This is a genomic window from Curtobacterium sp. VKM Ac-2889, from assembly GCF_015350855.1.
In the GTDB taxonomy this organism is placed as follows: domain Bacteria; phylum Actinomycetota; class Actinomycetes; order Actinomycetales; family Microbacteriaceae; genus Curtobacterium; species Curtobacterium poinsettiae.
Genome location: NZ_JADKSC010000004.1, coordinates 185,904 through 212,588 on the forward strand (window position 1 = coordinate 185,904; position 26,685 = coordinate 212,588).

At 68.5% G+C, this 26,685-nt stretch carries 25 protein-coding genes and 1 tRNA gene; 8 read left to right on the plus strand and 18 right to left on the minus strand.

Annotation, left to right across the window (positions count from 1 at the left end; genetic code table 11):
- Window positions 1–54 precede the first annotated feature (54 nt).
- A complete protein-coding gene (locus ITJ50_RS14005) occupies window positions 55–1,209 on the plus strand; it encodes an AI-2E family transporter (protein WP_056070256.1) in 1,155 nt (384 codons plus the stop codon).
- A 76-nt stretch (window positions 1,210–1,285) separates the two neighbouring features.
- Entirely contained in the window at window positions 1,286–1,714 is a 429-nt protein-coding gene (locus ITJ50_RS14010; protein WP_017888306.1) for a BLUF domain-containing protein, read from the plus strand.
- A 506-nt stretch (window positions 1,715–2,220) separates the two neighbouring features.
- Here the strand turns inward: ITJ50_RS14010 and ITJ50_RS14015 are convergent.
- From ITJ50_RS14015 to ITJ50_RS14025, 3 genes are read right to left on the minus strand one after another with little or no spacing between them, the layout of a single operon-like run.
- Window positions 2,221–3,594: an ABC transporter substrate-binding protein gene (locus ITJ50_RS14015; protein WP_228499907.1), complete on the minus strand. Its 1,374-nt coding sequence runs from the start codon at window positions 3,592–3,594 to the stop codon at window positions 2,221–2,223.
- A gap of 26 nt (window positions 3,595–3,620) precedes the next feature.
- Complete coding sequence (locus ITJ50_RS14020) at window positions 3,621–4,562, minus strand: carbohydrate ABC transporter permease (protein WP_027466099.1); 942 nt, start codon at window positions 4,560–4,562, stop codon at window positions 3,621–3,623.
- A gap of 11 nt (window positions 4,563–4,573) precedes the next feature.
- Complete coding sequence (locus ITJ50_RS14025; protein WP_081612346.1) at window positions 4,574–5,548, minus strand: carbohydrate ABC transporter permease; 975 nt, start codon at window positions 5,546–5,548, stop codon at window positions 4,574–4,576.
- Between the two features lie 202 nt (window positions 5,549–5,750).
- Between ITJ50_RS14025 and ITJ50_RS14030 the strand changes: the two genes are divergently transcribed.
- Window positions 5,751–7,031 carry a Gfo/Idh/MocA family protein gene (locus ITJ50_RS14030; protein WP_081612345.1) on the plus strand — a complete coding sequence of 427 codons (1,281 nt, stop codon included), beginning with the start codon at window positions 5,751–5,753 and terminating at the stop codon, window positions 7,029–7,031.
- Between the two features lie 66 nt (window positions 7,032–7,097).
- Entirely contained in the window at window positions 7,098–8,120 is a 1,023-nt protein-coding gene (locus ITJ50_RS14035; protein WP_042540619.1) for a LacI family DNA-binding transcriptional regulator, read from the plus strand.
- A gap of 72 nt (window positions 8,121–8,192) precedes the next feature.
- Here ITJ50_RS14035 and ITJ50_RS14040 read toward each other — a convergent pair whose 3' ends face one another.
- The gene (locus ITJ50_RS14040; RefSeq protein WP_194590732.1) at window positions 8,193–8,648 is read right to left on the minus strand and encodes a winged helix-turn-helix transcriptional regulator; all 456 of its coding nucleotides are present in this window, start codon (window positions 8,646–8,648) and stop codon (window positions 8,193–8,195) included.
- An 84-nt stretch (window positions 8,649–8,732) separates the two neighbouring features.
- Between ITJ50_RS14040 and ITJ50_RS14045 the strand changes: the two genes are divergently transcribed.
- Window positions 8,733–9,428: an SDR family oxidoreductase gene (locus tag ITJ50_RS14045; protein WP_017888299.1), complete on the plus strand. Its 696-nt coding sequence runs from the start codon at window positions 8,733–8,735 to the stop codon at window positions 9,426–9,428.
- 84 nt (window positions 9,429–9,512) lie between these two features.
- Here ITJ50_RS14045 and ITJ50_RS14050 read toward each other — a convergent pair whose 3' ends face one another.
- From ITJ50_RS14050 to serS, 10 genes are all read right to left on the minus strand, one after another.
- Window positions 9,513–10,076, minus strand: a complete 564-nt coding sequence (locus tag ITJ50_RS14050; protein WP_194590733.1) for a GrpB family protein — start codon at window positions 10,074–10,076, stop codon at window positions 9,513–9,515.
- Window positions 10,073–10,591 (minus strand): GNAT family N-acetyltransferase, encoded by a 519-nt coding sequence (locus ITJ50_RS14055; protein WP_267237857.1) that lies wholly within the window; start codon window positions 10,589–10,591, stop codon window positions 10,073–10,075. Before ITJ50_RS14055 ends, ITJ50_RS14050 begins: the two co-directional genes overlap by 4 nt.
- A 253-nt stretch (window positions 10,592–10,844) precedes the next feature.
- Window positions 10,845–11,966, minus strand: coding sequence for a hypothetical protein (locus ITJ50_RS14060; RefSeq protein ID WP_027466093.1), 1,122 nt, complete (start codon window positions 11,964–11,966; stop codon window positions 10,845–10,847).
- Window positions 11,967–12,067: 101 nt separating this feature from the next.
- Window positions 12,068–13,249, minus strand: coding sequence for a glycosyltransferase (locus ITJ50_RS14065; RefSeq protein ID WP_194590735.1), 1,182 nt, complete (start codon window positions 13,247–13,249; stop codon window positions 12,068–12,070).
- Window positions 13,246–13,755 carry an NUDIX hydrolase gene (locus ITJ50_RS14070; protein ID WP_194590736.1) on the minus strand — a complete coding sequence of 170 codons (510 nt, stop codon included), beginning with the start codon at window positions 13,753–13,755 and terminating at the stop codon, window positions 13,246–13,248. Before ITJ50_RS14070 ends, ITJ50_RS14065 begins: the two co-directional genes overlap by 4 nt.
- Entirely contained in the window at window positions 13,752–14,900 is a 1,149-nt protein-coding gene (locus tag ITJ50_RS14075) for a DegT/DnrJ/EryC1/StrS family aminotransferase (protein ID WP_194590737.1), read from the minus strand. Before ITJ50_RS14075 ends, ITJ50_RS14070 begins: the two co-directional genes overlap by 4 nt.
- A complete protein-coding gene (locus ITJ50_RS14080; protein WP_194590738.1) occupies window positions 14,881–15,897 on the minus strand; it encodes a Gfo/Idh/MocA family protein in 1,017 nt (338 codons plus the stop codon). The genes ITJ50_RS14075 and ITJ50_RS14080 overlap by 20 nt, the downstream gene beginning before the upstream one ends.
- Window positions 15,898–17,200: 1,303 nt before the next feature.
- Window positions 17,201–17,285: transfer RNA gene (locus ITJ50_RS14085), tRNA-Ser, on the minus strand.
- 82 nt (window positions 17,286–17,367) lie between these two features.
- On the minus strand, window positions 17,368–18,231 hold the full coding sequence (locus ITJ50_RS14090; RefSeq protein ID WP_194590739.1) for an HAD family hydrolase: 864 nt from the start codon (window positions 18,229–18,231) through the stop codon (window positions 17,368–17,370).
- Window positions 18,228–19,490, minus strand: a complete 1,263-nt coding sequence (gene serS, locus ITJ50_RS14095) for a serine--tRNA ligase (protein ID WP_194590740.1) — start codon at window positions 19,488–19,490, stop codon at window positions 18,228–18,230. The genes ITJ50_RS14090 and serS overlap by 4 nt, the downstream gene beginning before the upstream one ends.
- 55 nt (window positions 19,491–19,545) lie before the next feature.
- On the opposite strand from serS, the gene ITJ50_RS14100 reads away from it, so the two are divergent.
- Window positions 19,546–20,616 carry a diacylglycerol/lipid kinase family protein gene (locus tag ITJ50_RS14100; protein WP_052481911.1) on the plus strand — a complete coding sequence of 357 codons (1,071 nt, stop codon included), beginning with the start codon at window positions 19,546–19,548 and terminating at the stop codon, window positions 20,614–20,616.
- Window positions 20,617–20,648: 32 nt separating this feature from the next.
- Here ITJ50_RS14100 and pheA read toward each other — a convergent pair whose 3' ends face one another.
- The 4 genes from pheA to ITJ50_RS14120 form a co-directional block, all read right to left on the minus strand.
- A complete protein-coding gene (pheA, locus tag ITJ50_RS14105) occupies window positions 20,649–21,605 on the minus strand; it encodes a prephenate dehydratase (RefSeq protein ID WP_138804061.1) in 957 nt (318 codons plus the stop codon).
- 62 nt (window positions 21,606–21,667) lie between these two features.
- Entirely contained in the window at window positions 21,668–22,213 is a 546-nt protein-coding gene (locus ITJ50_RS14110; protein WP_017888293.1) for a MarR family winged helix-turn-helix transcriptional regulator, read from the minus strand.
- 28 nt (window positions 22,214–22,241) lie between these two features.
- Window positions 22,242–22,712, minus strand: coding sequence for a hypothetical protein (locus ITJ50_RS14115; protein WP_194590741.1), 471 nt, complete (start codon window positions 22,710–22,712; stop codon window positions 22,242–22,244).
- Window positions 22,709–24,100, minus strand: coding sequence for a molybdopterin-dependent oxidoreductase (locus ITJ50_RS14120; RefSeq protein WP_194590742.1), 1,392 nt, complete (start codon window positions 24,098–24,100; stop codon window positions 22,709–22,711). The genes ITJ50_RS14115 and ITJ50_RS14120 overlap by 4 nt, the downstream gene beginning before the upstream one ends.
- An 87-nt stretch (window positions 24,101–24,187) precedes the next feature.
- On the opposite strand from ITJ50_RS14120, the gene ITJ50_RS14125 reads away from it, so the two are divergent.
- Together ITJ50_RS14125 and moaA are read left to right on the plus strand one after the other, a co-directional pair.
- Window positions 24,188–25,627: a glycosyltransferase 87 family protein gene (locus ITJ50_RS14125; protein ID WP_071250655.1), complete on the plus strand. Its 1,440-nt coding sequence runs from the start codon at window positions 24,188–24,190 to the stop codon at window positions 25,625–25,627.
- 5 nt (window positions 25,628–25,632) lie between these two features.
- Window positions 25,633–26,685 carry a GTP 3',8-cyclase MoaA gene (gene moaA / locus ITJ50_RS14130; protein ID WP_017888289.1) on the plus strand — a complete coding sequence of 351 codons (1,053 nt, stop codon included), beginning with the start codon at window positions 25,633–25,635 and terminating at the stop codon, window positions 26,683–26,685.

A 26,685-nucleotide genomic window follows, 5' to 3' on the forward strand; every position in this document is an offset into this window, starting at 1 on the left:
CGCGTTGCCCGTCAGAAGCGGCGCGGCGGCCCGCTGGTCGGTAGCGTCTGGCGCATGCCGTTCTTCCGCGACGCTCCGCGCCCGACCACCCCAGCCCCGCCGTCCAGGGTCCAGGCCGCATGGTCCGACTCCGCCGGGCACTTCGCGACCCGGTGCCTGCAGCTGATCATCGTCGTGGTGGTCGTCGCCGGGGTCGTCTGGGCGAGCAACATCCTGAGCGTCGTCACGATCCCCGTGCTCCTCGCGCTCATCATCGCGTCGGCGATGCACCCGGTCGTGTCGTGGCTGCGCAAGCACCGCGTGCCGTCGGTGCTCGCCACCCTCGCCGTCCTGATCGGCGTGCTCGCGATCCTGGGCCTGATCGGCTGGCTCATCGTCGTCGCGGTCGAGAACCAGTGGTCGCAGCTGCAGAAGTCGGCGGTCGACGGCTTCCAGCAGCTGCAGGAGTTCGCGAAGAACCTGCCGTTCTCGATCTCCGACAAGCAGATCGACGACGCGGTCGCGTCGGCGTCCGACTTCGTCACGAGCGCCCAGTTCGGCTCCGGTGCGCTGGCGGGTGCGTCGGCCACCGCGAACTTCCTGACCGGGCTCGTGCTGATGATCGTCGTGCTGTTCTTCTTCCTGAAGGACGGCCCGAGCATCTGGGAGTTCCTGCTCCGTCCCTTCACCGGTGAGCGCTACGCCCGTGCACGTCGTGTCGGTGACCGGGTCGTCTCGACCCTCGGCGGCTACGTCCGCGGCACCGCCACCGTCGCTGCCGTGGACGCGATCGGCATCGGGGTCAGCATCGCGATCCTCGGCGTGCCCCTGGCCCTGCCGTTGGCCGTCGTCGTCTTCATCACGGCGTTCATCCCGATCGTCGGTGCGACCGCTGCCGGCATCCTCGCCGCCCTCGTCGCGCTCGTCGCCCTCGGCCCGGTGCAGGCACTCATCGTGATCGGCATCGTGGTGCTGGTGAACCAGCTCGAGGGCAACCTGCTGCAGCCCGTCCTGATGGGGCGGACCCTCAAGCTGCACGGCCTCGTCATCCTGATCGGCCTGACCGCCGGCACCGTGCTCGCCGGCATCACGGGCGCGATCATCTCGGTGCCGCTGATCGCCGCGGCATGGGGCGCCATCCTGGTGTGGGACGGCCCGAACACCCCGGCTCGACCCTGGCGGAAGAAGCGCAACGAGGACGTCACCGCGCACGAGCTGCCGCAGGGCTGATCCGCGGCGCCGATCCGTGGGGCGCGTTGCGGACATCCACTTCGCGCAACGGCCTGCCACCCAGCAGTATGGAGGAGTGCTCGTCTCCATCGTCTACATGAGTCGTGCCGTCGTGCCCTTCGACGACCAGGCCATGGCGGTGCTGCTCGCTGAGTCCCGGCTGCGGAACGAAGCGCTCGGGGTCTCCGGGCTCCTGCTCGCCAAGGGTGGCCGGTTCATGCAGCTGCTCGAGGGGCCGGCGTGGAGCGTGCAGGACCGGTACGACGTCATCGCGAAGGACCGGCGGCACGGTGAGGTCAAGTCGCTCGTGCGCGAGGACATCGAGCGCCGGCGCTTCGACGGCTGGTCGATGGCGTACCGAGCACTCGACGACTCCGACATCCGGTCAGAAGCGGGCTTCAGTCCCTTCCTCTCCGGGACGATGGACTTCCCGCGCTCGTTCGACCGGACCAGTGCGGCGTGGCTGCTGAAGTGGTTCCGCGACCGCGAGCTGCACGACCTCTGACCCGTCGGCTGCGCCGCGCCGCCCGGCCACCGCACCGTGCGGGCTTCGCCACCCGGTGCGAGCTTGCCCGCCCCGTGCGCGCTTACCGCGCCGCACCACGCAACCAACCCCGCACCCAGTCACCACACACGCACCATGCGCACCGCCGGACGGGAGGCCCGTGGCGGGTCCGCACCGCGCCTCCCGGCCGCCGCACCGTGCGGGCTTCGCCACCCGGTGCGAGCTTGCCCGCACCGTGCGCGCTCACAGCGCCGCACCACGCCACCAAGCCCGCACCCAGTCACCACACACGCACCGTGCGCACCGCCGGACGGGAGGCCCGTGGCCGGCCCGCACCGCGCCTCCCGGCCACCGCATCGTGCGGGCTTCGCCACCCGGTGCGAGCTTGCCCACACCGTGCGCGCTTACCGCGCCGCACCACGCAACCAACCCCGCACCCAGTCACCACACACGCACCGTGCGCGCCGCCGGACGGGAGGCCCGCGGCCGGCCCGCACCGTGCGCGATCAGGTGAGGGCGAGCAGGTTGTTCACCTGCTCGTTCACCCCGGTCAGCGTCGAGATCGGCTTGCCGTTCGCGTAGACGTCGTCGAAGGCGGGCTGCAGCAACGCCTGCACGTCGGCGGGGTTCTTCGTGACCGGGAACAGGAACGTCGTTTCCTCCTCGACCTGCCGGGTGAACGCCGAGACGTCCAGGCCGCGCTTCCGGAACGACGCCACCGCGGCCTCGGTGCCCGCGGGACGAGCGGGGAACACGATCCCGCTCCGACCGACGATCCGCTGCGCCTCGTCGCTGCCCAGGAACGCCACCCACTTCGCCGCGGCCTCGGGGTCCTTCGCCTGCTTCGTGATCGAGTCGCCGAGCCCGTTGAACATCGACGCGCGGTGTCCCGCCGGACCGATCGGGGTCGGGGCGACGGCGACGTCGAGGTCGTCCATGCCGAGGTACGAGCCGATCATCCACGAGCCGTTGAACGACAGCGCGCACTTGCCAGCGCCGAGCTGGACCTCGGGCCCGGTCGTGGTGGAGAACACCCCGTACTTCGCCATGTAGCCCTTCTCGGCCAGCCGGTAGTACCAGGCGAGGGTGTCCTGCACGACCCGCTCGTCGTAGCGGAACTTGTCGCCCCAGGGGTTCTCGTTCGTGTAGAACCAGTCGACCGACCCGGTGAACGGCGACCACTGGGTCTGTCCGAAGCCGTCGCCGCCCGACCCGTTCGACGAGATGCCGTAGACGGCGACGTCGTCCTTGTCGAAGCCGTCCTCGTCGCCGCGTCGGCCCTTGGAGTCCACCGTCAGCCGGGCGAGCATCCGCTCGAACGTGCCGCCGTCGTCCGGGTTCCACTCGAGCGACCCGAGTTCCTCGGCGGAGACCCCGGCCTTCGCCATCGCCTTCTTGTCGTAGAACATCGCGACGGTGTCCCAGTCCTTCGGGGAGCCGTAGCGGTGGCCGTCCTGGCCCTTCCACAGTTCGGCGAGCCCGGACTGGTAGTCGTCGTCGCGGATGCCCTTGGTCGCGTCGAGCTCGTCGAGCTTGTAGAGCACGTCGAGGTCGGCGTACTGCGGGAACTTCGTCAGGTGGTCGGTGAAGACGTCGGGCGCGGTGCCGGCGATGAACCCCGCGGTGAGCTTGGTCCAGTAGTCGTTCCACCCGAGCTGGGTGATCTTCACGGTGATGTCCGGGTTCGCGCGGTGGAAGGCGTCGGCGACGGCCTGGTAGGCGGGTTGCTGGTTCGCGTCCCACAGCCAGTAGCTCACGGTCCGTGCACCCGATCGGCTGGTCGTACGCCGACCGGGCGACGAGCAGGCGGCGAGCGCACCGAGGGCCAGGGCGGAGGCGCCGCCGGCGAAGAGCGTGCGGCGGGTCAGTTGGTTCGTCATGGTGTTCGTCCTGTCCGACAGCCGGGTCACTTGATCCCGGAGAAGCCGATGGAGTTGACGATCCGCTTGGCGAAGACGCCGAACAGCAGGATCATCGGGAGCGCCGCCACCAGGGTCGCGGCCATGAGCCCGGCCCAGTCGGTGCCGGACTGCGGGGTCTGCGACTTGAAGACGCCGAGCGCGACGGTCAGCACCCGCGAGCTGTCGGTGTACGACACCATGAGCGGCCAGAAGTAGTCGTTCCAGCTCGTGATGTACGTCAGCACGGCGAGGGTGGCGATCGGGGCGGCCGCCATCGGGATGACGAGCCGGAAGAACACGCGGACCTTGCCGGCGCCGTCGATGAGCGCCGCCTCTTCGACCTCCTTCGAGATGCCGAGGAAGAACTGGCGCAGGAAGAACACCGCGAACGGGGTCATGAACATCGTCGGCAGGGCGATGCCGAGCAGGTTGTCGACGAGCCCGAGCTGCTTGATGAGCGTGAAGTTCGGCAGCAGCGTGAAGATCGCGGGGACCATCAGCCCGGCCAGGAACACCCCGAACACCTTGTCGCGGCCGGGCCAGCGCAGCCGGGCGAAGGCGTAGGCCGCCGCTGCCGAGAAGAACACCTGGCCGACGGTGACGAGCGTCGACACCAGGATCGAGTTGAGCAGGTACCGCCAGAAGTTCAGCGCGGCGCCGGAGCCGCCCTGCGCCAACGCCTCTTCGGTGGACTGCAGGCCGAAGACCCGCTCGAACCCGCCCAGGCTGAACCCGACGGGCAGCAGCGAGGTGGGGTCGGAGTTGATCGCGGTGTTCGACGACAGCGCGGTGCGCAGGATCCAGTAGAACGGGAACAGGGTGACGACGATGACGAGGATCATCGCGACCCAGGCGAGCACCCGGCCGAGCGACGGGCGGCGACGGTGGCCGGCGCCCATCCGGGGCGGGCGGGACGTGGTGACGGAGCGGGTGAGTGTCGTGGTCATGGCGCTTCCGTTCAGTCCAGGTCGGACTCACCCGAGCGGGTGAGTCGGTACTGGATGATCGTGATGATGCTGAGGACGATGAGGAGCGCGACCGAGACCGCGGACGCGTAGCCGAACTGGAACCGACCGAACGCCAGGTTGTAGATGTAGTTCTGCACGACGTTCGTGGCGTTCGCGGGGCCGCCCTGCGTGGTGACGGCGACGGTGTCGAACACCTGGAACGACCCGATCACGGTGATGATCAGCACCAGGGACAGGATCGGGCGGAGCAGCGGCACCGTGATGCGCCAGAACATCTTCCACTCGCTCGCACCGTCGATGCGCCCGGCTTCGTACACGGTCTCGGGCAGGGACTGCAGGCCGGCGAAGATGAGCAGCGCCGTGTAGCCGACGTGCCGCCAGACGTTGATGAGCGCGATCGAGGGGATGCCCCAGACGTCGCTCTGCAGGAACGGGATGCGGTCGAGGCCGAGCGCTGCGAGCATCTCGTTGCCGATGCCGAGCTGGGTGTCGAGGATCCAGAGCCAGACCAGGGCGGCGACGACGTTCGACACCAGGTAGGGCGCGAGCACGATGCCACGCACGAACGTCGACTTGGTCAGCCGGTGCATCATCACGGCGATGAACAGCGCGACGACGGTCTGGATGACGATGTTGATGAGGACGTACTCGATCGTCACGACCATCGAGTGCCAGAAGATCGAGTCCTGCACCAGTCGGGCGTAGTTCTGCAGGCCGGTGAACTCGGGCTCGGTGAGCAGGTTGTACGACGTGAAGCTCAGGTAGATGCCCCGCACGGTCGGCCAGGCGAGGAACACCGCGAACCCGACGGCTGCCGGGGCGATGAAGACGAGCGCGAGCCACAGGTCGTTCCTGGGGCGGCGCCGCGGTGCGGTGGTGCGGGCACGGGCGAGGTCGGCGGACCGACTCCTCCGTCTCGTGCTGGCGGTCGTCAAGGGTGACGACACAGGGCTCTCGGTTGCCATCGCGACTCCTTCGTCTGCGGTGGACTGACGTGCAGCAGTCCGTGAGCCGGGAATCTACACGTGGGGACCCCGGCTCGCAAGAGGCTTTTTCCGGGCTGTGGACAGGGGTTGTCACGTGTAGACAGCGTGTGTCAGGATGGCGCTCGATCGCATCGGAGCGACCCGCTCGGCGACGCATCCCACACCCCTGGAAAGGTCACTGATGATCTCTGTCGGAATGGTCGGCGCGGGCCAGTTCGCCCCCCAGTTCGCCAAGCTGTTCAAGCTCCACCCCGACGTCGACCGGGTCTACGTCACGGACCTCGTCGACGAGCGGGCGTCCGAACTCGTCGAGACGCAGCACCTCGACGGCACCTTCGACGACTTCGACGCCGTCCTCGCCTCGGACGTCGACGCCGTCGCGATCTTCACGCAGCGCTGGACCCACGGCCCGCTCGTGGTCAAGGCCCTGCGCGCCGGCAAGCACGTGTACTCCGCCGTTCCGATGGCGATCTCGGTCGACGAGATCCGCGACATCATCCAGGCGGTCCGCGAGACCGGCCTGACCTACATGATGGGCGAGACGAGCTATTACAACCCCGCGACGGTGTTCGCCCGCAAGCAGGTCGCCGCCGGCGCCTTCGGTCGGGTCTTCTACGCCGAGGGCGACTACGTGCACGACATGGACCTCGGCTTCTACGCCGCGTACCAGTACAGCGGCGGCGACGAGTGGAAGCGCACCGCCAGCTACCCGCCCATGCTCTACCCGACGCACTCCGTCGGCGGGGTCCTCGGCGCGATCCCCGGGCACGCGGTCAGCGTCAGCTGCATCGGCGTGAAGGACGACCGCGGCGACGGCGTCTTCGACAAGGACGTCAGCCAGTTCGACAACGACTTCTCGAACGCCACCGCCCTGTTCGAGCTCGACAACGGCGGGGTCATGCGCATCAACGAGATGCGTCGCGTCGGCTACCCGTCGCACATCCGCGAGTCGCGCTTCCGCTACTTCGGCACCGAGGCCAGCTTCGAGCAGCTCGCGAAGACGAGCGTGTGGCAGGACAAGGAGGACTCGTACGACATCAGCGACAAGATCGACACCCAGGCGACGATGTCCCTCGACGACCCGCGCCTGGCCGACGTCGACCCGTCCCTGCGTGACGCGTTCGTGTCCGGCTACGCCGAGGTGCACGACACCGACCGTCTGCCCGCCGAGTACGACGGCGTGCCGACCGGGCACGAGGGCAGCCACCAGTTCCTGGCCGACGACTTCGTCCGCGCCGTCGTCGACCGGACCCTGCCGCCGGTGAACGCCTGGACCGCCGCGCGCTTCACCCTGCCGGGCATCATCGCCCACCAGTCGGCGCTGCAGGGCGGCGCCCGGCTCGAGGTGCCGGACTTCGGCGACGCCCCGGAGACGACGAACGCCGGAGCGACGCCCGCGACGCCGACGAGCGCACCGACGTCAGCCGGCAGCACGTCGTCGGCTACGATCGCGTCCGAGTAACACGTGTCGTTCGGGTGCCGGTCCGTCGTGGCCGGCACCCGAACGACGCTCCCGGACCCGACGAAGGTGGCACCCGTGACCGTCCCGACGAACCCGAGGGCGGTCACCCGCGCGGACGTCGCCCGCTATGCCGGTGTCAGCACCTCCGTCGTCAGCTACGTCGTGCACGACGGACCCCGCCCCGTCGCCGCCGCCACCGCCGCACGTGTCCGCGAGGCCATCCGCGTCCTCGGCTACCGCCCGAACGCGAGCGCCCAGGCCCTGCGCACCGGCTCGTCGAAGATGCTCGGCCTGATCGTTCCGGAGCTCGACAACCCCTTCTGGTCCGAGCTCGCCGTCGCCGTCACGCACGCCGCCGCAGCACGCGGCTACGACGTCCTGCTCGCCAACAGCGACGGCGATGCCGCCCAGGAGCGTGAGCGGCTCCGCAGCCTCTCAGCCCGCCAGGTCGACGGTGTCATCGTGACGAGCATCATGACCCACCCGGACCTGTCGACCGTCACCGACCCCGGCCTGCCGATGGTCCTGCTCAACACGTTCTTCGAGGTCCCCGAGTACGCGAGCATCGGTGTCGACGCCCTGCGCGGCGCCCTCGACGGGACCCGCCACCTGGTCGAGCACGGCTACCCCTCGATCGGGCTGGTGATGGGGCACACCGGATCGATGGAGCTCCGCGAGCAGGGCTGGATGCGTGCCCTGCGCCAGGCCGGCCTGCCCGACGGGCCCATCGTCCGTACCGACTTCACCCGCCGCGGTGGCTACGAAGCCGGACTCCGCATGTTCGCCGACGAGACCGGGCCCCGAGCCGTCTTCGTCAGCTCGGACATGCAGGCGATCGGCGTCATGCGGGCACTGTGGGAGCTCGGTCTGCGCGTCCCCGAGGACGTCGCGATCGTTTCGTTCGACGGCGCGGCCGAGGCGGACTACACGAACCCGCAGCTCACCACGGTCCGGCAGCCGATCGAGACGATGGCGGTCGCCGCGGTCGACCGTGTGCTCGGCCTCGACGCCGACAACCAGTGGCACCGCGACCTGGTCCCCGCCGAGTTGGTCCTCGGCGCGAGTTGCGGCTGCGACGTGCGTCGCTGACGCACCCAGAAAAGCGGACGGGAGGCGCGGGGCGGGGCCACCACGGGCCTCCTGTCCGTCAGCTGGTCGTGTTCAGGACGCTGGCTCCATGACGGCGCGGAGGCGCGCGGTCGGGATGCGCTGCTGCGCATCCACCGTCACGGCGGCGGCCTCGACAGCCTCGCCGCTGTCGGCGTCGACGAAGCGCAGGTCCGACGGCCGCTCGGACGGGCGGTGCCGGTCCGCCCAGCCGCCGAGGGCGAGCAGCACGAGCGACAGGTCGCGGCCGGCGCCGGTCAGGACGTACTCCTCGCGGGCACGGGCTCCCTCGGGCTTGTAGGTCGTGCGCTCGAGCACTCCCCCGTCGACGAGCGAGACCAGGCGTGCGGTCAGGACCTCGCGCGGGATGCCGAGGCTCTGCTGGAACTGGCTGAAGCGGGTCGAGCCGCCGAGGGCGTCGCGGACGATCATGAGCGTCCACTTCTCACCGAGGACGTCGAGGGAGCGTGCGATGGGGCAGCGCTCGTCGCCGCCGAGGATGCCGAGCATGTGTTCATCCTAGCTGGGTTCGATTTCCGGACACAACGTGCTAGGTTCGATTTCCGTACTCAACTTCTCTTCTCTGGAGCACTCATGACCAACCTCACCAACGCCGTCGTCCTCGTCACCGGAGCGAACGGCGGCCTCGGCGCCGAGTTCGTCCGCCAGGCACTGGAGCGTGGCGCCACCAAGGTCTACGCGACCGCCCGCAACCCGCGCACCTGGGACGACGAGCGCATCGTCCCGCTCGCCCTCGACGTCACGAGCCAGGAGAGCGTCGACGCCGCAGCCCGCGCCGCGGCTGACGTGACCGTCGTCGTGAACAACGCCGGGATCGCCGGCTCCGACCCGCTCGTCGACGTCTCCGTCGAAGAGGTCGAGCGCATCTTCGCCACCAACGTCTTCGGCGCACTCCGCGTCGCCAAGACCTTCGCCCCCTCGATCGCCAACGGTGCACTGATCGACGTGCACTCCGCGCTGAGCTGGGTCGCCCTCGCCGGCGCGTACTCGGCGTCGAAGGCCGCGTTCTGGTCGATCACGAACTCCCTGCGCCTCGAGCTCGCACCCCAGGGCACCCAGGTCGTCGGCGCCCACCTCGGCTACACCGACACCGGCATGATCGCCGACCTCGACGTCGAGAAGTCCGACCCCGCCGACATCGTGCGTTCGATCTGGGACGCGGTCGAGGCGGGCGAGCACGAGGTCCTCGCCGACCAGGTCAGCCGCGACGTCCGTGCCGGCCTGAGCGCCCCGCTCACCGCGCTCTACCCGATGCTCGCCAGCGCCTGAGACCTGTTCCCGTTCGGGCGCTGACGGTTCTGGTTCACGATCACCCGGATTCCTGAACCAGAACCGCCACCCGCCCCGATCGCGTCAGCCGCCCGCGCCGCGGTCCGTGATCCGACGGTTCGTGGCGGTGATGGCGGCGCGCTCGTCGTCGGACAGGCCACCGACGCGCAGGATCCGTCCCAGCACCTCGCTCTTGCGCTCGATGTAGTCGTCGATGTCCTCGGCCTCCGTGGCTGCCCGGCGCTTCACCGCGGCGTACTCGTCGCGGAGCGCCGGGTCGGCACGCAGTACGTCGCGCACGGCCAGGTGGTTCCGCAGTGCGAGCGACCCGGCCGCGACGACGTAGGTGTTGGTCGGGGCGAAGCGGTCCGGCGCCCGGAACGCCTGCCGCCCCGGGACGCCCAGTTCACCCCGCGGCTCGAAGCCGATGGTCGCCATCGCCGCAACTGCAGCCGGGACGTCGGCAGCGTCCACCACGACGTCGACGTCGAGCACGGGCTTCGCCGCCAAGCCCGGCACGGACGTGCTGCCCACGTGCTCGATGCTCCGGAACCGCACGTCAGCGTCGTCGAGTGCGGCGGCGTACGCATCGCGCAGCTGCCGGAACCGCTCGGGCCACTCCGCCCGGTACTCGACGACCTCGATCACGGGACCGGCGTCGGCGCGAGGAGCTGGAACATGACGTGGTCGCGCCAGACCCCGTCGATCTTGATGTACTCCGGCGCGAAGCCGTACCGGGTGAAGCCGGCCGACTCGAGCGCGCGCTGCGAGCCGACGTTCTCGGGCAGGGTCTCGGCCTGCACGCGGTGCAGACGGAGCACGTCGAACGCGTGATCGGCGGCCGCGCGGACAGCGCGGGACGCGTGGCCCTGGCGCGTGCGGTCGGCGCGGATCCAGTACCCCATCGCGCACGACTGCAGGGCGCCGCGGACGACACCGCTCAGCGTGATGCGGCCGAGGAGTTCCCCGTCGGTCGACTCGATGACGAACGGCACCGCGTCGCCGGCCCGCTGCGCGGCGAGGGCCTGCGTGATGACGTCCCGCTGCCCGGACTCCGTGTAGTACGACGGCGCTCGGGCCGGTTCCCACGGACGCAGGAACTCGGCGTTCTCGGTGATGACCGTAGCCAGGACGGCCGCGTCGTCGAGGCGGAGTGGGCGCAACCGTGTGTCCATCGCGGAGGTTCACCAATCGGTCTGTGCAGAGAGATCCCGCCAGTCGGCGTCATCCCCTGTGGGGACTGCATCCGGACGACAGCGAGGTGTGCGTTACATCACGGTAGCGGCAAGGGCTCTGTGGCACGGCGGTCCTCTGAGCCCGCTTACGTGCTCGACGACCTCCGATCGGTCCGCCTCCAGGTGAGGTCTTGAAGGCATCGTGGATCCCCCAGGTGATCGAGGTCTCCTCACTCTTGATTCAGCTCACACTGCCGAAGACCGACCTCGATGCGCCAGATCTCGAGTGCACCACCCAGCCGAGTGCGGCCGCTCCAAACGACATCGCCGCAGCTAGCCAGAAGATTGCCGGGGAGTACCCCGGCACCACGAGCGGCAACAATGCGCCGAGAACCGTCCCCACCTGCGTCACCGCCATGTACGCGCTCGCCCCAGCCCCCGCATCCGACCCTCGAACGTCAGAGAGCAGCAACAGGCCGACACTCTGGAATCCGGCTCCGACGAATGAGTAGAGAGCTTGCACGATGAAGAGTGCCCAGATGCCGGTCGATGAGGCCATCAGGACGAACACGGCGATGGAAACGCTAGCGACGACGACGGAGGCGAGAGCAGATCCCTGCCGTCGCATAAGCATGCCGAGAATCGGCAGCATCGCAAACTCCAGCAGTGACCCGACCATGAAACTCGCCGAGATCAGTGACGGCTCGATACCACCGGAAGCCGCAACCAAAGGAAGGTAGAGCCCTCGAAGAGTGTCCACCGACTTGAGTAGAGCGACAACGACCAGCGCGGCGCAGACCACCAATGCTGGCGGACGCCGAAGCGGTGAGCGCGTCGCCTCCCCCAAAGCCCTAGGCGACGGAGCCACCTTGCCTCGAAACACTGAGGACACCGGTCCGGTCAGGCACAGGCTCGCGACGAGTGCCGCTACGAGAAGAGGGTCCAGGTGCAGCGCTACACAGACGCTGTACAGGAGGAGACCGGCGATGTAGCCCGCGATGAGCACTCGCCTGAACCGCAGGACCATCGTCGTCGTGATCTCTCCACCCAGGGCAGTTCCAGCTCGCCCGAAGATCTGGGGCACGACCGCACTCACGCAGAGCATGAGCACTCCGCCGGTGTAGAGGACCTCAGGCTGGTCCGCCGAGCGCGCCACGAGCAGAGTCCCGACCGGCACACAGCAGAGCGTTCCGATCAACGCCAGCCGCGGGTACCCCGCCCGGCGGATCCTCGGGACGAGCACAGTGTTGTAGAACACTGCCACGAACGCATTGGACACGAAGAACACGGCTATGGCGGCCTTCGAGAGGCCTGCACTGTTCAAGGCGAGTGGGAGTCCGACGGCCGTGAGCCCTCCGAACATCGCGTTGAAGAGCAGAACCAGTTCGTAGGGCCGAGATCCCGGGCGACCCGATGGGCTTGGCGCAGGTGCATGCTCGTGACCTTGTTCCCCCTCTCCGCGCCTCATCGGCTACCTGTCCGATCGACTCGATGAGCGAGTCGTGAGGCCTCCGCGGTCACGAATTCAGACCAATGGGCAAGGAGTGGTCTGAACCGCTGCGTTATGACTGCCCGATCGAATTGACCTTCGTTGAAGAGAGTCGCCATGCCGAGAGACGAGACGAGACCGGGGTCGTGCTCCGAACGGCTGCGGTGGACGCATGGGTCGAGGACCACGTCGTCAGCGCCAATCGGAATCTCCGGGACACCGAAGTAGACAATCCGCTCCGGGCCGGGCTCCGTGCGTCGTAACGGAGCGCACGGCGTCATCCGTCGAAGCTCCGCTTCGAGGAGCTCGCCTTCGACTTGCTCGCTCCGGGCCGAGGGACGGACTGCGCGGTAGAACTCCACCCACACATCGTCGTACTTCCGTTGCATCGCCCGGAGATTGCTATCGTTCTCGGCCGCCTTTTGCGTCGAGCTCAGATCAGCGACTTCAGGAATCTCCAAAGCCCAGGCCGCCCGTTCCCACCTGACCTGACATCCGGAGGCAAGAAGACGGTATCCGAGATCGATGTCCTCGACTCCATAGCTCCTGAAGTTCTCGTCAAATCCGCCGACATTGGAGAAGGCGGTCGCAGCCACCGCTACGTTACGGCCCCAGAACAAGCGCCACGGCATCATGATTTCGGCAGGGTGAACTGCGGCTGCGAGGGCCAGCTCTCGGTAGTCCGCAACGCCGGGGATACCGAAGAAGCGATGCGGCTGGAAGTCGGCGCCAGCGTCGCAGAAGACCCTTGCGACGTAGGAGGCGTACGGCGGCGCGACGTCATACCCGTACGTTGGCCCCATCGCAACGAAGTCAACCGACGATGCTCGCTCTGCTGCTGCAAGGTATGTCTCCACCAACCGCGGTCCGGGCAACGTCCCGCAGTCAAGGAACACGAGGAGCGCGCCGCTCGCTGCGCTCGCCCCCAGGTTCCGTGCCGCCGCCAGTCGAAATCCGTCACGCTCCTGCCGAACGTGCGTCAGCGGGAACGAGAACGTCCCCTCGACTTCATCAACAACGGGGTGTTTTGAACCATCGTCAGCCACGACGACCTCGAACGAAGACGACGTCTGCCTGTCGAGTGCCTCGAGTGTCTGGGAGAGTTCCCTCGATCGGTTGAAGGTCGGGATGACGACCGACACCTCGGTGCGCGTCATCCCGCTTCCTCGTCCATGAATCTCTTCGCGAATGCCCTGGTGGCATCGAAGACGTCCATCTGTTCGAGGATCTCGGCGCGCGTGAACCAGCCGCACGCTTCCACCTCTGCAAGGTCGACGGTGGTCGTCAAACCCGCGCCTTCTCTCACGGACAACCGAAAGATGTGATCGATGTGAATATGCGGTTTCCCGATTCGAGAGTCGCCGTGTCCGATGAACTGCGCGGATACCGCGATCGGTGCGGGCAGTTGCACGTCAATAACACCTCCGAGTTGCAGGTCCCACTGGACTGCGGGGTGAATTGCTTCGACCCCGGTCTCCTCAAGAACCTCACGGAGGACTGCGTCGTGTGCAAGTTCGCCGTCCTCGACGTGCCCTCCCGGAGGTAACCACCGCCGCAGCTTGCGGTGGGCGACGAGCAACAGCCGCAACTGGTCCGGCGTGGTCACGTATCCGGAAGCAGTGTCGTGACGCTGGTAGTCGTACATTCCCTCAATTACGCTCACGCTGACGTTCCCATCGTCTCCTCAATCGCGCGCTCGATCCGGCCGAGGTCCGACTCGGTCAACCCCTCATGCGTTGGGAGGGTCACAAACTCGGCCAGAGCTCGTTCCGCATTCGGCGTGTCAGCGGATCTGTACTCCGCGAAGAGCGGCATGCGGTTCAGCGGTACGCCTCCGAATCGGAAGATGTCTGACACGATGCCTCGACTGTGCAGGACACGGCCAACGCCCGTGGCGTCGGAACCACGGGGCCCCTCGACCACCAACGAGTAGTGATTCGGCGTTCCCGACTCGACAGGCCGTGGTCGGTAGTCGTGGCGCAAACGACGAACTGCCTCAGCGAGACGTGCCGCGTTCGCCGTCCTTGCCGCTATCTTGCGGTCGAGCTTCAGCAATTGCTGCCTTCCCAGAGCCGCCGCGATCGCTGATGTTCTGAAGTTCAGCCCGAATGCGTGCCCGTAGGTCCCCGCCAGAGCCGCAAGAGACGGATGGGCAGGGTCGATCTTCCCGAAGTCACGGATCTCCCGGACACGACGCGCGAGGTCGACGTCGTCTGTAAGGATGAAGCCTCCTTCTCCGGTGGACACCATTTTTCGCTCCTGAGTGCTGAAGAAACTGGCATGGCTGGTGCGGCCGGCCAGTCGCCCGTTCCCCTCAACGGTCCCGTGCGCGTGCGAAGCGTCTTCGATCACTGGAATCGCCCAGTCAGAAGCAAGGCTTTGCGCCTCTTCGACGTTCGTCGGATATCCCCACATCGGCACCGTGACAATCAGCCGAGTGCGGGCGGAACGCGCGAGCTCGAGGCCCCGCAGGTCCAGGCCGAACGTCGTCGCAGCGATGTCCACGAACACCGGGCACGCCCCCGAAGCGATGATCGGAAGCACCGTCATCACCGGAGCAGTCGGTGGAAGAATCACCTCGTCACCCGGGCCGATGCCGTACGCATAGAGCAGGACTTGCAATGCCGCCGTACCGCTCGAGACAGCAAGCGCGAACGCCGATCCGAAGTACTCAGCGAGCTCGGTCTCATAGACTCGAACCAGGGGCGAGGTTCCCGAGAGCGCTCCTGACTGTACGGCCGCCACGACTGCCGACACGTCTCGCTCATCGATGTCGATGTTCCGGTTCTCAAGCAGCTTCAAGGACATTCGCCGCCTCCATCCTGTCCATCAACTCGTACATCGGCAAACAGGCAGCCAAATTCGGAGCCATTTGAGCATGCGAGGTTTTGTCGTTCAGAAAAGATTCGAACTGCAGAGTGAAGCCATTGCGCCTGTGACCGGTCGACACCGGACTCGGTCGCCAGCTGCTTCGCCACCACTTCGGGCCGACCCCGAGAGGATGAGTGACTCCTTGAGTCGATATCTCGATCTCCAGCAGCGAGTTGATCGTGATCATCGAACCGTTGTCAGAGATTGCTTGGAGACTCCAATCGAAGAACGGAGCGGACGACGAGGCGACCAATTCAAAGGTGAAGGGGTTTCCAGATCGTCGGCTCACGAACTGTTTGTTGAGTGACATGAGTACCCCAACCTGACTGTCGTACGCAGTGAAATGCTCGTCATCACTCGCAGGCGCACCAGCCTCGAAGACGACACCCAACGCATGGATCACTTGTGATAGAAGAAAATCCCGGCGGTGATTGTTCTGCAACCAAAGCGGCTGGTCGGGTTTGTTGTTCAGATGGTTGATACGCATGTACGCCAGGTTGCCAAAGGCCGCGTCCTGCATGGCCTGGAGCGCTATCTGCACTGGCTCGGAGTAGCTGAAGTTGAGCCCCACCCGGGTAGGCGTGCCCGACGTGCGATTCAGCCGCAGGAGTTGTTGAAGGCCACTCGTCGTCAACGTAGGAGGCTTCTCGACGAACGTCGGGATCCCGCGCGGGATAGCCATTTCCAGAACACGCTGGTGCACTGTCGGAGTCGACGCGACGATCAGTGCATCCGGTGTAACTGAGCCGAGGAGCTCTTCAACTGATCCGAATTGAACTGCTTTCAACTTCTCCGCAGCTCGGGAGCGCGCGACCGGGTCGGTGTCACAGACCCAATCGATACGCACGTTCGGTATGGTCGCGAGGCTGGGCACGAGATTCGTCCAGGCCTGCTCACCAACCCCGATCACCGCAATTTTTTTCATACTCGCCATTGAGTCCCCCTCGTGGTCAGTGAAGGTACCACAACGTACCCCCATCAGGGCACGCTAGCATGAGCTCCGGTTCGCATCGAATCAGTTCTCGACGAATCGAGGAACGGAGGGATTCCCTTGCGGGTGTTATTCTTCCCTTGGGGTGGCGGGAACGGGCACGTCGGCCGACTTCTGCATATCGCGCGTGAAGCAAACGGAGCCGGCCATTCGTGCGCGATGGCGGTCTCGACTCAGAAGCACGTCGATGTCGTCGCACGGTCCGGTGTGCATCCCGTCGTGTACCCAGAGGGTCTCATCTCGGCCGGTTATTGGGACCGCTGGACCGACCCGGCGTACTTTTCCTTGTCAGTCGAATGGGACGCGAGCACGCTGCGAGCGTTCAACGCAAACCTCGCGGTGCACGACGGTCGCCCATCAGTGGGATCGGCCGCGGCGCGGTTCGGCATACCCGTGACGTCCGTGCTCCAATCGCTGCATCTTCCCGGGCACCGGTACGCCGGGCGAGCGTCCGAGCAGATCTGGACAGACATGGCGGATTCACTCGGCGCAGGGCGACTCGTCGACGGCCGTGAACTCTTGGCAGTAGGCGGCGTTGGTGTTCCGAGTGTGCCGCAGATCGATCAGGTACCGAAGGGCTTCAGGGGGAAGGTCACGTACCTCGGACCGTTGACGGGTCGACAGACGCCTTCTGGTCCAACGTCGCCAGACGGCCATCGAACGCTCTTCTACGGCGTCGTTCCCGAGTCCGACGACGTGGACGCCTTTCTTGGCGCTTTCGCTGATCTCGGCCCGTCACTGTCCGTGGCGTGGGGGCGAACGCCCCCGACGCGGCTGGCGCGGACGTTACGTGCGATCGGTGTCGATTGCTTGGAGCTGGCCTCCGACGATGTACTTGCTTCGTGCGACAGCGTGGTCTTTCACGGCGGCCACGGCACAACTTTGCTGCTCCTTCAGTTCGGCCTCACCGGGGTTGTCCTGCCTGGGGGAAGCCCCGAGCGGTTGGCGAATGCGCACGCCCTCCGGCGCCTCGGGCTTGCTCAAATCATCGAGACCAGCGGTGAGACGTCGTGGGCGGCACACGATGCGGGCACCGTCCGACCCGATTGGCGGGGAGTCCGCGCTCGACTGGACTCGCTGCGCATCGATGAGTCAGCACGGGCAGCTGCTCATCGTTGGAGAAAGACGTTGGCAGGAGCTCCTACCGAGAGTCCATGGACCAAGGTGCAAGCAATCGCAGCGCAGCCGCGAACAGTGGTGGATCGCTAGCACGTTCTTGGGCTGTTCGGACTCCGAACGGCCGCCGCGGAGGGTGTGGGATTCGAACCCACGAGACATCTCTGCCCACCTGTTTTCAAGACAGGCTCCATCGGCCGCTCGGACAACCCTCCAGTGACGCGACCACGTGGCGAGACGTGATCGCGTCCCTGGAAGTCTAACGGGCCTCCAGGCAGGGGTGCGCGCGCAGGCGGACTAGCGCGGAAGCGAATCGAGCGCCGCTGCCAAGCCGTCGTCGGTGATGCCGCCGGTGAGCTCGTTGCCGGCGTCGACGACGTCGTCGGGTGCCTGGCCCATGACGATGCCGCGGCCGGAAGTCGAGGCCCAGCGGAGCATGTCGATGTCGTTGCGGCCGTCACCCGCGGCGAAGACGCGGGAACGCGGGATGTCGAGCCACTCGCGGACGCGTTCCATGGCGGTGGCCTTCGTCACGCCTTCGGGAGCGATGTCGAGCCACGACGTCCAGCCGACGGAGTAGGAGACCTTGTGCAGGCCCATCTGCTCGACGATCTCCAGGAAGTCCTCGGTGTCGTGGCCGGGCGAGATGACGACGACGCGCGTGGCCTCAACGCCGAGCAGCTGCTCGAACGGCACGTGCTCACCTTCGACGGTCATCGTGTCGTCGGGGAAGTTGCCGGACAGCAGGAAGTGGCCGGTCTCGTCCTCGACACCGAACGCGGCGTTCTCGAGCGCACCGTGGATGGTCTGCAGCACCTCGGACGGATCGAACCGCTCGACGTGTTCGCGCACGTAGGAGCCGTCGGCGCGACGGGCCAGGACGAGCGCACCGTTGGCGCAGACCAGGTACTTCGGCCGGATGCCGAGGGTCTCGAGCAGGGGCACGGTCATGCCCTCGCTGCGGCCGGTGGAGAGCATGACCTCGTGCCCGGCGGCCTCGGCGTTCCGGACGGCGGCGACCACCGCCTGTGTGATGACACCGTCCTCGCGCATCGTGGTGCCGTCGATGTCGAGCGCGACCAGCCAGCGCTTGGTGCGCGCGGGTGCCTCGGCGCCCGCGCCCTGCTCGGATCCGTCCACGAACCGCCCCTGGGTGCTCATCGGGGCTCGATCACCTCGACGCCGCCCAGGTAGGGGCGCAGGACCTCCGGCACGACGATGGAACCGTCGGCCTGCTGGTGCGTCTCGAGGATCGCGACGATCCAGCGGGTGGTGGCGAGGGTGCCGTTCAGGGTGGCGACCGGGGCGGTCTTGCCGCTCTCGGTGCGGTAGCGGATGTCGAGGCGGCGGGCCTGGTAGGTCGTGCAGTTCGACGTCGAGGTGAGCTCGCGGAACGTGCCCTGCGTCGGGACCCAGGCCTCGATGTCGTACTTCTTCGCGGCGCTCGTGCCGAGGTCACCGCCGGCGACGTCGATCACGCGGTAGTGCAGCCCGAGGTCCTGCAGCATCTGCTCCTGGTACCCGACGAGCTTCTCGTGCTCGGCCTCGGCCTGGTCGGGGTGCACGTAGGTGAACATCTCGAGCTTGTTGAACTGGTGCACGCGGAGGATGCCGCGGTTGTCCTTGCCCGCCGACCCGGCCTCACGCCGGTAGCAGGTCGACCAGCCGGCGTAGCGGTGCGCGGTCTTCTCGATGTCGAGGATCTCGTCGGCGTGGAAGCCGGCCAGGGCGACCTCGCTCGTGCCCGTCAGGTACAGGTCGTCGGCCTCGAGCCGGTAGACCTCGGCAGCGTGCTCGCCGAGGAACCCGGTGCCGGCCATCGTCTCGGGGCGCACGAGCGTCGGGGTGATGAGCGGTTCGAAGCCCGCGGCGATCGCACGGTCGAGGCCGAGCGACATCAAGGCGATCTCGAGCCGGGCGCCCATGCCGCGCAGGAAGTAGAAGCGTGAGCCGGAGACCTTCACGCCGCGCGGGATGTCGATGATGCCGAGGTGCTCGCCGAGGTCGGCGTGGTCCTTCGGCTCGAAGTCGAACTCGGGCTTGGTGCCGACGGTGCGGAGCGTGACGAAGTCGTCCTCGCCGCCCTCGGGGACCCCGGGGAGCACGACGTTCGGGATGCTGCGGACGACGGTGTTGAAGGTGTCCTCGGCCGCGGTGACGGTGGCCTGCGCCTCCTTCACCTTGGCGGCGAGGGCCTGGGCCTGCTGCACGAGCGCGGCCTTCTCGTCCTTCGGGGCCTTGGCGACGGTCTTGCCGAACGCGTTCTGCTCGGCGCGGAGCGACTCGAACGAGGTGATCGCGCTGCGGCGGGCGGAATCGGCGGCCACGGCTTCGTCCACGACGGCCTCGGAGGCACGGCGTGCCCGCTGTGAAGCCTTGATGACGTCCGGGTTGTCGCGGAGCAGCTGTGGATCGATCACCGCTCCATCCTAGACAGGGGCAACCGCACGCAGCCTCGATCGGTAGCGTGGACGTATGTCGAGCCCTTCGGAGACCGCGCCCGCGGACCAGGACGCCCTCCCCACCGAGCAGCGGACGGCCGCGGTGGTCTACAACCCGGTCAAGGTGCACCTGCCGACCCTCAAGCGCACGGTCCAGGAACACCAGGAGCAGGCCGGTTGGGCCGAGACCCTGTGGTTCGAGACCTCGGAAGAAGACCCGGGCGGCGGCATGGCCCGCGAAGCGATCGAGGCCGGTGCCGACGTCGTCGCGGCGGCCGGTGGTGACGGCACCGTCCGTGCGGTCGCCGAGGTCGTGCACGAGGCCGGTTCGACCCTGGCCCTGCTGCCGAGCGGTACCGGCAACCTGCTCGCGCGCAACATGAAGCTGCCCCTCGACGACCTGGCTGCGAGCGTCCGGACGATCTTCCACGGCGACGACCGCAAGATCGACTTCGGCATGCTCAAGGTGGAGCGTCCCGGCGGCGAGCGCGAACGCTTCGGCTTCCTGGTGATGGCCGGCCTCGGGCTCGACGCCCGGATGCTCGTGAACACCCGGCCCGAGCTGAAGAAGAAGGTCGGCTGGCTCGCCTACGTCGACTCGCTGTTCCGCTCGGTGCGCGACGCGAACGCGTTCGAGTTCCGCTACCAGCTCGACGACGACGGCAACCACTCGCTCCGGGCGCACTCGCTCATCGTCGGCAACTGCGGCATGCTGCAGGCCGGCGCGATCCTGCTGCCCGACGCCGAGATCGACGACGGCGTGTTCGACATCGCCGTGATGCGTCCCCGCGGGTTCTTCGGCTGGGTCCGGATCGGGGCGCGGGTGTTCTGGGAGAACGGGATCCTGCGGGCGTTCCGCCGGTCGAACCTGGGCAAGACCGCCGTCGGCAAGAAGATCGTGTCGCGTTCGCGCGAGGAACGGCCCCTGCGCTACCTGCGTGGGCAGGAGTTCACGGCGCGGCTCGAGCGCCCCGACGAGTTCGAGATCGACGGCGACCCGGTGGGCGAGGTCATCGCCTTCCGCTCGCGGATCGATCCGATGGGGCTCTCCGTGCGCGTGCCGGACCCGGCGGACGACCGCCACGGCTCGCGCCAGGTGCCCTGAGCCTGACCCTGTCGTGCGGGCCGCGGCCTGCGCTACCGCGCCCCGGGCTCGCCGGACACGATGGCGCGCAGCCAGTCGCGCGCCTCGACGAACGCGGCGTCCGAGTAGCGCGCCGGGACCTCGGGGCGGGCACCGTCGGCCCGCGGGTACGACCCGAGGAACGTCACGCGCGGGCTGAACCGCCGCAGGCCGAGCAGGGCGTCCGCCACCCGCTCGTCGCGCACGTGCCCGTCGAGGTCGATGACGAACCGGTAGCGGCCGAGCTCGTCACCGATCGGCCGTGACGACAGCAGCCCCATGTTGATGCCCCTCGTCGCGAACTGTTCGAGCATGTCGACCAGGGCGCCGGGGTGGTCGGCGGGCAGCTCGACGATGACGCTCGTCTTGTCGGCTCCGGTCGGTTCGGGCAGCGCGAGCGTCTTCGACACGAGCACGAACCGGGTGACCGCCGAGGCGTTGTCGCCGATGGACGACGCGAGCACGACGACGTCGTGGTGGTCGGTGATGCCGGGCGGCGCGACGGCGGCGTCGGCGGTGGGGTCCGCCTCGAGCAGGGCGAGCGCCGCGGCGACGTTCGACGACGCCGGGATGTGGCCGTGGCCGGGCAGGTTCGCCTCGAGCCAGTTGTGGGTCTGCGCGTAGGCGACCGGGTGTGCGTTCACGGTGCGCACGTCGGCCAGGGTCGTGCCGGGCCGGGCGACGAGCACGAAGTCGACGGGGACCAGGTACTCCCCCACGATCCGCACGCCGGGGATCCGGGCCAGGGCGTCCTGCGTGGCGCTGACCCCGCCGTCGACGCTGTTCTCGATCGCGATGACGGCCCCGATCGACCGGCCGGACATGACGTCGTCCAGGGCCTCACCGACGTTGTTGACGCTCCGCCAGGGCTTGCCGGCGGCGGCCTCGACGAGCTTCAGGGCCGCCTCGGTGAAGGTGCCGGCGGGTCCGAGGTAGGAGTACGTGTCGGACGGCGCGGCGGGGTCGGTCATGCGGCGAGCCTATTGCAAGCACCACGACCGACGATCGTCCGCAGCGCACCGCGCAGGGCCGCTCAGTCCGTCGCCGCACCCGTCAGCCGCTGCTCGCAGATCGCGGTGTCGTCGTCCTCGCGCGGGTAGGTCAGCGCCGCGAACCGCCCCTCGGGGTCGAGGCGCGTCAGGAGCGACGCCGCGATGCCGTCGAGCTGCGCGACCTGCTCGTCGGAGAGCGCGTCGATCACCACCCGGCGGGCGGTGCGGACGTGGTCCGGAGCGGCGTCGACGATGGTGGCGTAGCCGGCGTCGGTCAGCCGGACGTCGGTGGCCCGGCGGTCGGAGGTCGACGGGCACCGGGTGACGAGCCCGCGCTTCTCGAGCCGGGACACCACGTGCGACAGCCGCGGCAACGAGGCGTTCGTGGCCGAGGCGAGCGCCGACATCCGCAGGGTCCGGGTGTCGGTCTCGGAGAGCATCGCGATGACCATGTAGTCGAAGTGCGTCAGGTCGGCGTCACGCTGGAGCTGCTGGTCGAGCGCCGCCGGCAGGAGTTCCATGACGGCCACGAGCTTCATCCACGCGCGCAGCTGCTCGCGGGTGAGCCACGGGGTCTCGTCGGTCATGGCCTGATCATACCGAAAGGTTGTCCCTTTAACCAGTGCTGCGCACCGCGGACGAACCGGCCGAACCAGACGGCCCACCTTCGCGACGCGACCGCAGCACCCCGACCACGAGCACGACCACCACGACGACGACGAGCGCCCCCTCGACGAGCAGCAGCCGCGTGCCGTAGTCGAACGGCAGCACAGTGGGGTTCTTCTGCCCGTGGTCCTTGGCCGCGATCTCCGGCAGCACCACCAGGGCGAGCACGCTGCCGAGCACGATCGCCGCCTGCACGACGACGAGCACCCAGGCCCGCAGCGAGCGTCCGGCCCGACGCAGCAACAGCCCGGCACCGACCACGAACGGCGACAGGATCGCGTCGTGCAGCACCACCGCCGCGAGCAGCCACACCCCGAGCCCGCCGATGCGCTTCGGCGTGACGGACGTCACGAGCACGTACGCCCCGAACGCGATGACCAGCACACCGATCACCACGAGCACGATCCGCGCGGCCTTCACCGGAGCACCTCGATCTTCTCGATCCACTTGGTCTGCAGCACACCGGGCCGCCCCGGAGCGATGATGCGCGCCGGGAACCCGTGGTCCAGGTCGAGTGTCGCGCCGTTCAGTTCGAGGGCGACGAGCGTCGTCGGGTCCTCGGCGTACTCCGGCCCCATGTCCATGATCCGGTAGCCGCCGTGCCGTTCCAGGCTCGTCACCCGCACGTGCGATCCCTGCGGCGCCTGCACGGCGTCGAGCAGGTCGCGCATCCGCACGCCCTTCCAGGTACCCATCTGGCTCCAGCCCTCGACGCACGAGATCGGCAGGTCGACCTGCGCGGTGCCGAGCGCCACGAGTTCCGCACGGACGAAGGTCCGGCTCACGTCGTGGCCGACGACGGTGAGCGTCCAGTCGGCTGCGGTCGCGCTGGCGAGCACGCCGGCGGCACGCGCGGTGCGGTTGACCGGCAGGCCGTTCGCGCCGATGCCACGCCCACGGGCGCCGAAGACGTTGAACGGCTCCGCGAGTTTCGAGGACTGCCCCGCGGTGAGCGCGACGACCCCCACGGTCGCCGCCGTCACACCGGCGAAGAACCCGCGTCGGGCGATGCGCTGGCGTCGTCCGGTGGCTGCTTCCGGCGTCGGCCTGGAGGCCCGGTCCGGCTCCGGCACGTCGGCCGTCGGCTGGGCGGGACTCGGCTCCTCGGACACCTCGCGGGCATCCGGGGCCGCGTCCGGTCCGGTGGGACGGGACTCGGCGCCGCCGGCGGCGGCGTCGACGCCGTCGACGCCGTCGATCCAGCGGAACACGCGGCCCAGCAGGCCGGGGGCGGTGGACCCGGCGGTCTCGGCGACCGCAGCGCTCGGGGCGGACGCACCACGATCCTCCAGGCCCGGTGGGAGCAGCTCACTGCCGGACGCGGGGTCCGCGATGAACCGGCCGTGCACGTCGTAGGAGTCGCGCTTCCGCCAGTAGCGGGCGATGACCGGCAGCTTGGCCGCGATGTGGATGGCCAGCGAGCCGATGATCACGTACGCCATCGCGTTGTGCACCTGGCGGAACGGGAACGGCCACGGGTACCACTGGTACGTGTTGAGCAGGCCGGTGACGACCTGGATGATCGACGCCGACACGAGCACCGCGATCGACAGCCGCTCGAGCAGGTGCACCACGCCGCGCACCGGCGGTACCTGCACCAGGGCGGGCATCACGGTGTTGAGCTTCGCGAGCAGCAGCGGGATGATCGCGATCCCGGTCGTGATGTGCAGGCCCTGCGTGAACTGGTACAGCTGCGTCGGCCGTGTCGGGAACCGCATCCAGCCGAGCGGTTCCTGCAGCAGGTGGCTGTAGATCCCGGTACCGAAGCAGATCAGGAACGCGATGCCGAGCAGGCGTCCGAGCACCACCGCCGAGCGGGCGTTGCGGTTGGGGGACGCCAGAGCTGCTCGTCCGTCGTGCAGCAGACGCTGGACGCCGGATAGCCTCGACGCACCATGAGCGACCGACTGCGTGCCCTCCGACCGTCCCTGGCCGACGGCACCGCCGCGCGGATCGGCACCGTGCTGGCCGTCGTCGGAGTGCTGGCCCTGTCGGGCGTCATCGCCGTCGGCGTCACGCATCTGGGGTTCCTCCGATCGGGCCATCGTTCTGCATTCGTTGCGTGGACGCTGATCGCTTGGACCGTCTTCGTCATCGCCGTGCTCGCGGTGCGCTTCGTGCCCGTCCGGTGGATGACCACCATGGTCATCGGCGGAGCGGTGGTGATCGGCATCGCTGCCCTGGTCGGCCCGCCGAACACGAGCACCGACTCCGCTCGGTACGCGTGGGACGGCATCGTCCAGCATGCCGGTGTCTCACCGTACGCGCACACCCCCCAGTCCGCGGCACTGTCCGGTCTGCGACCCGACTGGTTGTTCCCCGACAAGGTGGACGGCACGTGCGACCCGCTGAAGCCCCGGTTCCGCGGACTCGGCGACGGCGCCGACGGACACTGCACCGCGATCAACCGGCCGGACGTCACGACGATCTACCCGCCGATGGCGCAGCTGTGGTTCGCGGCGGTGCGGTTCTTCGTGCCGGCGACGGCGCAGTACCTGCCGTTCCAGGTCGCCGGCCTGCTCGTGTCGCTCGGCGTGACCATCGGGCTCGTCGTGGTGCTCCGCCGGATCGGCCGTCCGACCTGGTGGGCGGCGCTCTGGGCCTGGTCGCCGCTCGTCGCGTCCGAGGCGGTCACCAATTCGCACGTCGACGTCGTCGGCGCCGCACTCGCCACGGCCGGTGTCGTGCTCGTCGCGTTCGGCCGGCCGATCTGGGGCGGGATCGCACTCGGGGCCGCGACCGCGACGAAGCTCATCCCGGCGATCGTGTACCCACCGTTGCTCGGCCGCGGGCGGGCGTGGTGGGCGATCCCGATCGGCATCGCGGTGTTCGGGCTGCTCTACGTGCCGTACGTGCTGACGACCGGACTCGACGTGCTCGGGTACCTGCCCGGCTACCTGAACGAGGAGGGCTACGAGGACGGCTCCCGCTTCGCGCTGGTGTCGCTCGTGGTCAAGGGCGACGCCGGGACCCTGGCGGTCGGGCTCCTGGTCCTGCTGGCGGCGTTCGTCGCGTGGCGGTTGTCGGACCCGGCGCGCCCCTGGTCCGGCGAGGTCCTGATGATCGGCGTGACGTTCCTCGCCGTGACCCCGCGCTACCCCTGGTACGCGCTGCTGCTCATCCCGTTCGTGGTGCTGTCCGGGCGGTGGGAGTGGTTGTCGATCGGTCTGGCCATCGCGCTGCGCGGGGTGTGGCCGTCGGCGGACGCCTACCGGTGGTGGCTGCTCGCGGCCGTGGCGGTCATCGTGGTCGTCACGCTGCTGCGGACGAGCCGGTCGGACTGGCGCCGGTGGTGGGAGCGGCTGACGTTCCGACGCGTGGAGCACGTACGCTGACGACCATGGCACCCGCGACCCTGCTCGGCACGACCGGCTCCGTGGACCCGGCTCCCACCGGGCTCGTCGACCGCTTCGGGCGTCGCGCCGTCGACCTGCGGGTGTCGCTCACCGAGCGCTGCAACCTGCGCTGCACGTACTGCATGCCCGCGGCCGGGCTGCCGTTCGCCCCCGACGAGGCCCTGATGACGGCGACCGAGATCGAGCGGCTGGTCCGGATCGGTTCGGCGCGGTTCGGTGTCCGCAAGGTCCGGTTCACCGGCGGCGAGCCGATGCTGCGGCACGACCTGGTCGACGTGATCGCCCGGTGCGCCGCGCTGCCCGACGCCCCGGAGCTGTCGCTCACCACGAACGCGATCGGCCTGGCCCACCGCGCCCAGGGCCTGTACGACGCCGGACTGCGACGCGTGAACGTGTCGCTCGACACCGTCGACCCCGACGTCTTCACCACCGTGACCCGACGCCCGTTCCTCGACAAGGTCATCGCCGGGCTGTCGGCCGCGCACGACGCCGGGCTCGACATCAAGGTGAACGCGGTGCTGCTGCGCGGGATCAACGACGAGGCCGCCCCGGAGCTCCTCCGCTGGTGCCTGGAGCGTGGCTACGAGCTGCGGTTCATCGAGCAGATGCCGCTCGACCCCGACCACGCCTGGGACCGCACCGAGATGATCACCGCGGCCGAGACCCGCGCGCTGCTGGCGACGTCGTTCGTGCTCACGCCGGACGACGCCCCGCGCGACGGCGCCCCGGCCGAGCGGTACCGCGTGCACGACGCCGTCACCGGCGAACCGCTCGGCACCGTCGGGATCATCGCGAGCATCACCGAGTCGTTCTGCGCCGACTGCACCCGCACCCGGCTCACCGCCGACGGCCACGTGCGCAGCTGCCTGTTCTCCGACGAGGAGACCGACGTGCTCGGGCCGATGCGCTCCGGGGCAGACGACGACCAGGTCGCCGAGCTGTGGCGGCTCGCGATGTGGGCGAAGCCCCGCGACCACGGTGACGACAGCGACGAGCTCGTGCACCCGACCCGCGGCATGAGCGCGATCGGCGGCTGA

What these genes read in the sequence shown, in the direction of transcription:
- ITJ50_RS14015 (WP_228499907.1), bottom strand. Translation starts at nt 3,594, where the DNA reads ATGACGAACCAACTGACCCGCCGCACGCTCTTCGCCGGCGGCGCCTCC.
- ITJ50_RS14125 (WP_071250655.1), top strand. Translation starts at nt 24,188, where the DNA reads ATGAGCGACCGACTGCGTGCCCTCCGACCGTCCCTGGCCGACGGCACC.
- ITJ50_RS14030 (WP_081612345.1), top strand. Translation starts at nt 5,751, where the DNA reads ATGATCTCTGTCGGAATGGTCGGCGCGGGCCAGTTCGCCCCCCAGTTC.
- pheA (WP_138804061.1), bottom strand. Translation starts at nt 21,605, where the DNA reads ATGACCGACCCCGCCGCGCCGTCCGACACGTACTCCTACCTCGGACCC.
- ITJ50_RS14080 (WP_194590738.1), bottom strand. Translation starts at nt 15,897, where the DNA reads ATGGCGAGTATGAAAAAAATTGCGGTGATCGGGGTTGGTGAGCAGGCC.
- ITJ50_RS14100 (WP_052481911.1), top strand. Translation starts at nt 19,546, where the DNA reads ATGTCGAGCCCTTCGGAGACCGCGCCCGCGGACCAGGACGCCCTCCCC.
- ITJ50_RS14090 (WP_194590739.1), bottom strand. Translation starts at nt 18,231, where the DNA reads ATGAGCACCCAGGGGCGGTTCGTGGACGGATCCGAGCAGGGCGCGGGC.
- moaA (WP_017888289.1), top strand. Translation starts at nt 25,633, where the DNA reads ATGGCACCCGCGACCCTGCTCGGCACGACCGGCTCCGTGGACCCGGCT.
- ITJ50_RS14110 (WP_017888293.1), bottom strand. Translation starts at nt 22,213, where the DNA reads ATGACCGACGAGACCCCGTGGCTCACCCGCGAGCAGCTGCGCGCGTGG.
- ITJ50_RS14060 (WP_027466093.1), bottom strand. Translation starts at nt 11,966, where the DNA reads ATGTTCGGAGGGCTCACGGCCGTCGGACTCCCACTCGCCTTGAACAGT.
- ITJ50_RS14020 (WP_027466099.1), bottom strand. Translation starts at nt 4,562, where the DNA reads ATGACCACGACACTCACCCGCTCCGTCACCACGTCCCGCCCGCCCCGG.
- ITJ50_RS14075 (WP_194590737.1), bottom strand. Translation starts at nt 14,900, where the DNA reads ATGTCCTTGAAGCTGCTTGAGAACCGGAACATCGACATCGATGAGCGA.
- ITJ50_RS14040 (WP_194590732.1), bottom strand. Translation starts at nt 8,648, where the DNA reads ATGCTCGGCATCCTCGGCGGCGACGAGCGCTGCCCCATCGCACGCTCC.
- ITJ50_RS14045 (WP_017888299.1), top strand. Translation starts at nt 8,733, where the DNA reads ATGACCAACCTCACCAACGCCGTCGTCCTCGTCACCGGAGCGAACGGC.
- ITJ50_RS14065 (WP_194590735.1), bottom strand. Translation starts at nt 13,249, where the DNA reads ATGACGCGCACCGAGGTGTCGGTCGTCATCCCGACCTTCAACCGATCG.
- ITJ50_RS14005 (WP_056070256.1), top strand. Translation starts at nt 55, where the DNA reads ATGCCGTTCTTCCGCGACGCTCCGCGCCCGACCACCCCAGCCCCGCCG.
- ITJ50_RS14025 (WP_081612346.1), bottom strand. Translation starts at nt 5,548, where the DNA reads ATGGCAACCGAGAGCCCTGTGTCGTCACCCTTGACGACCGCCAGCACG.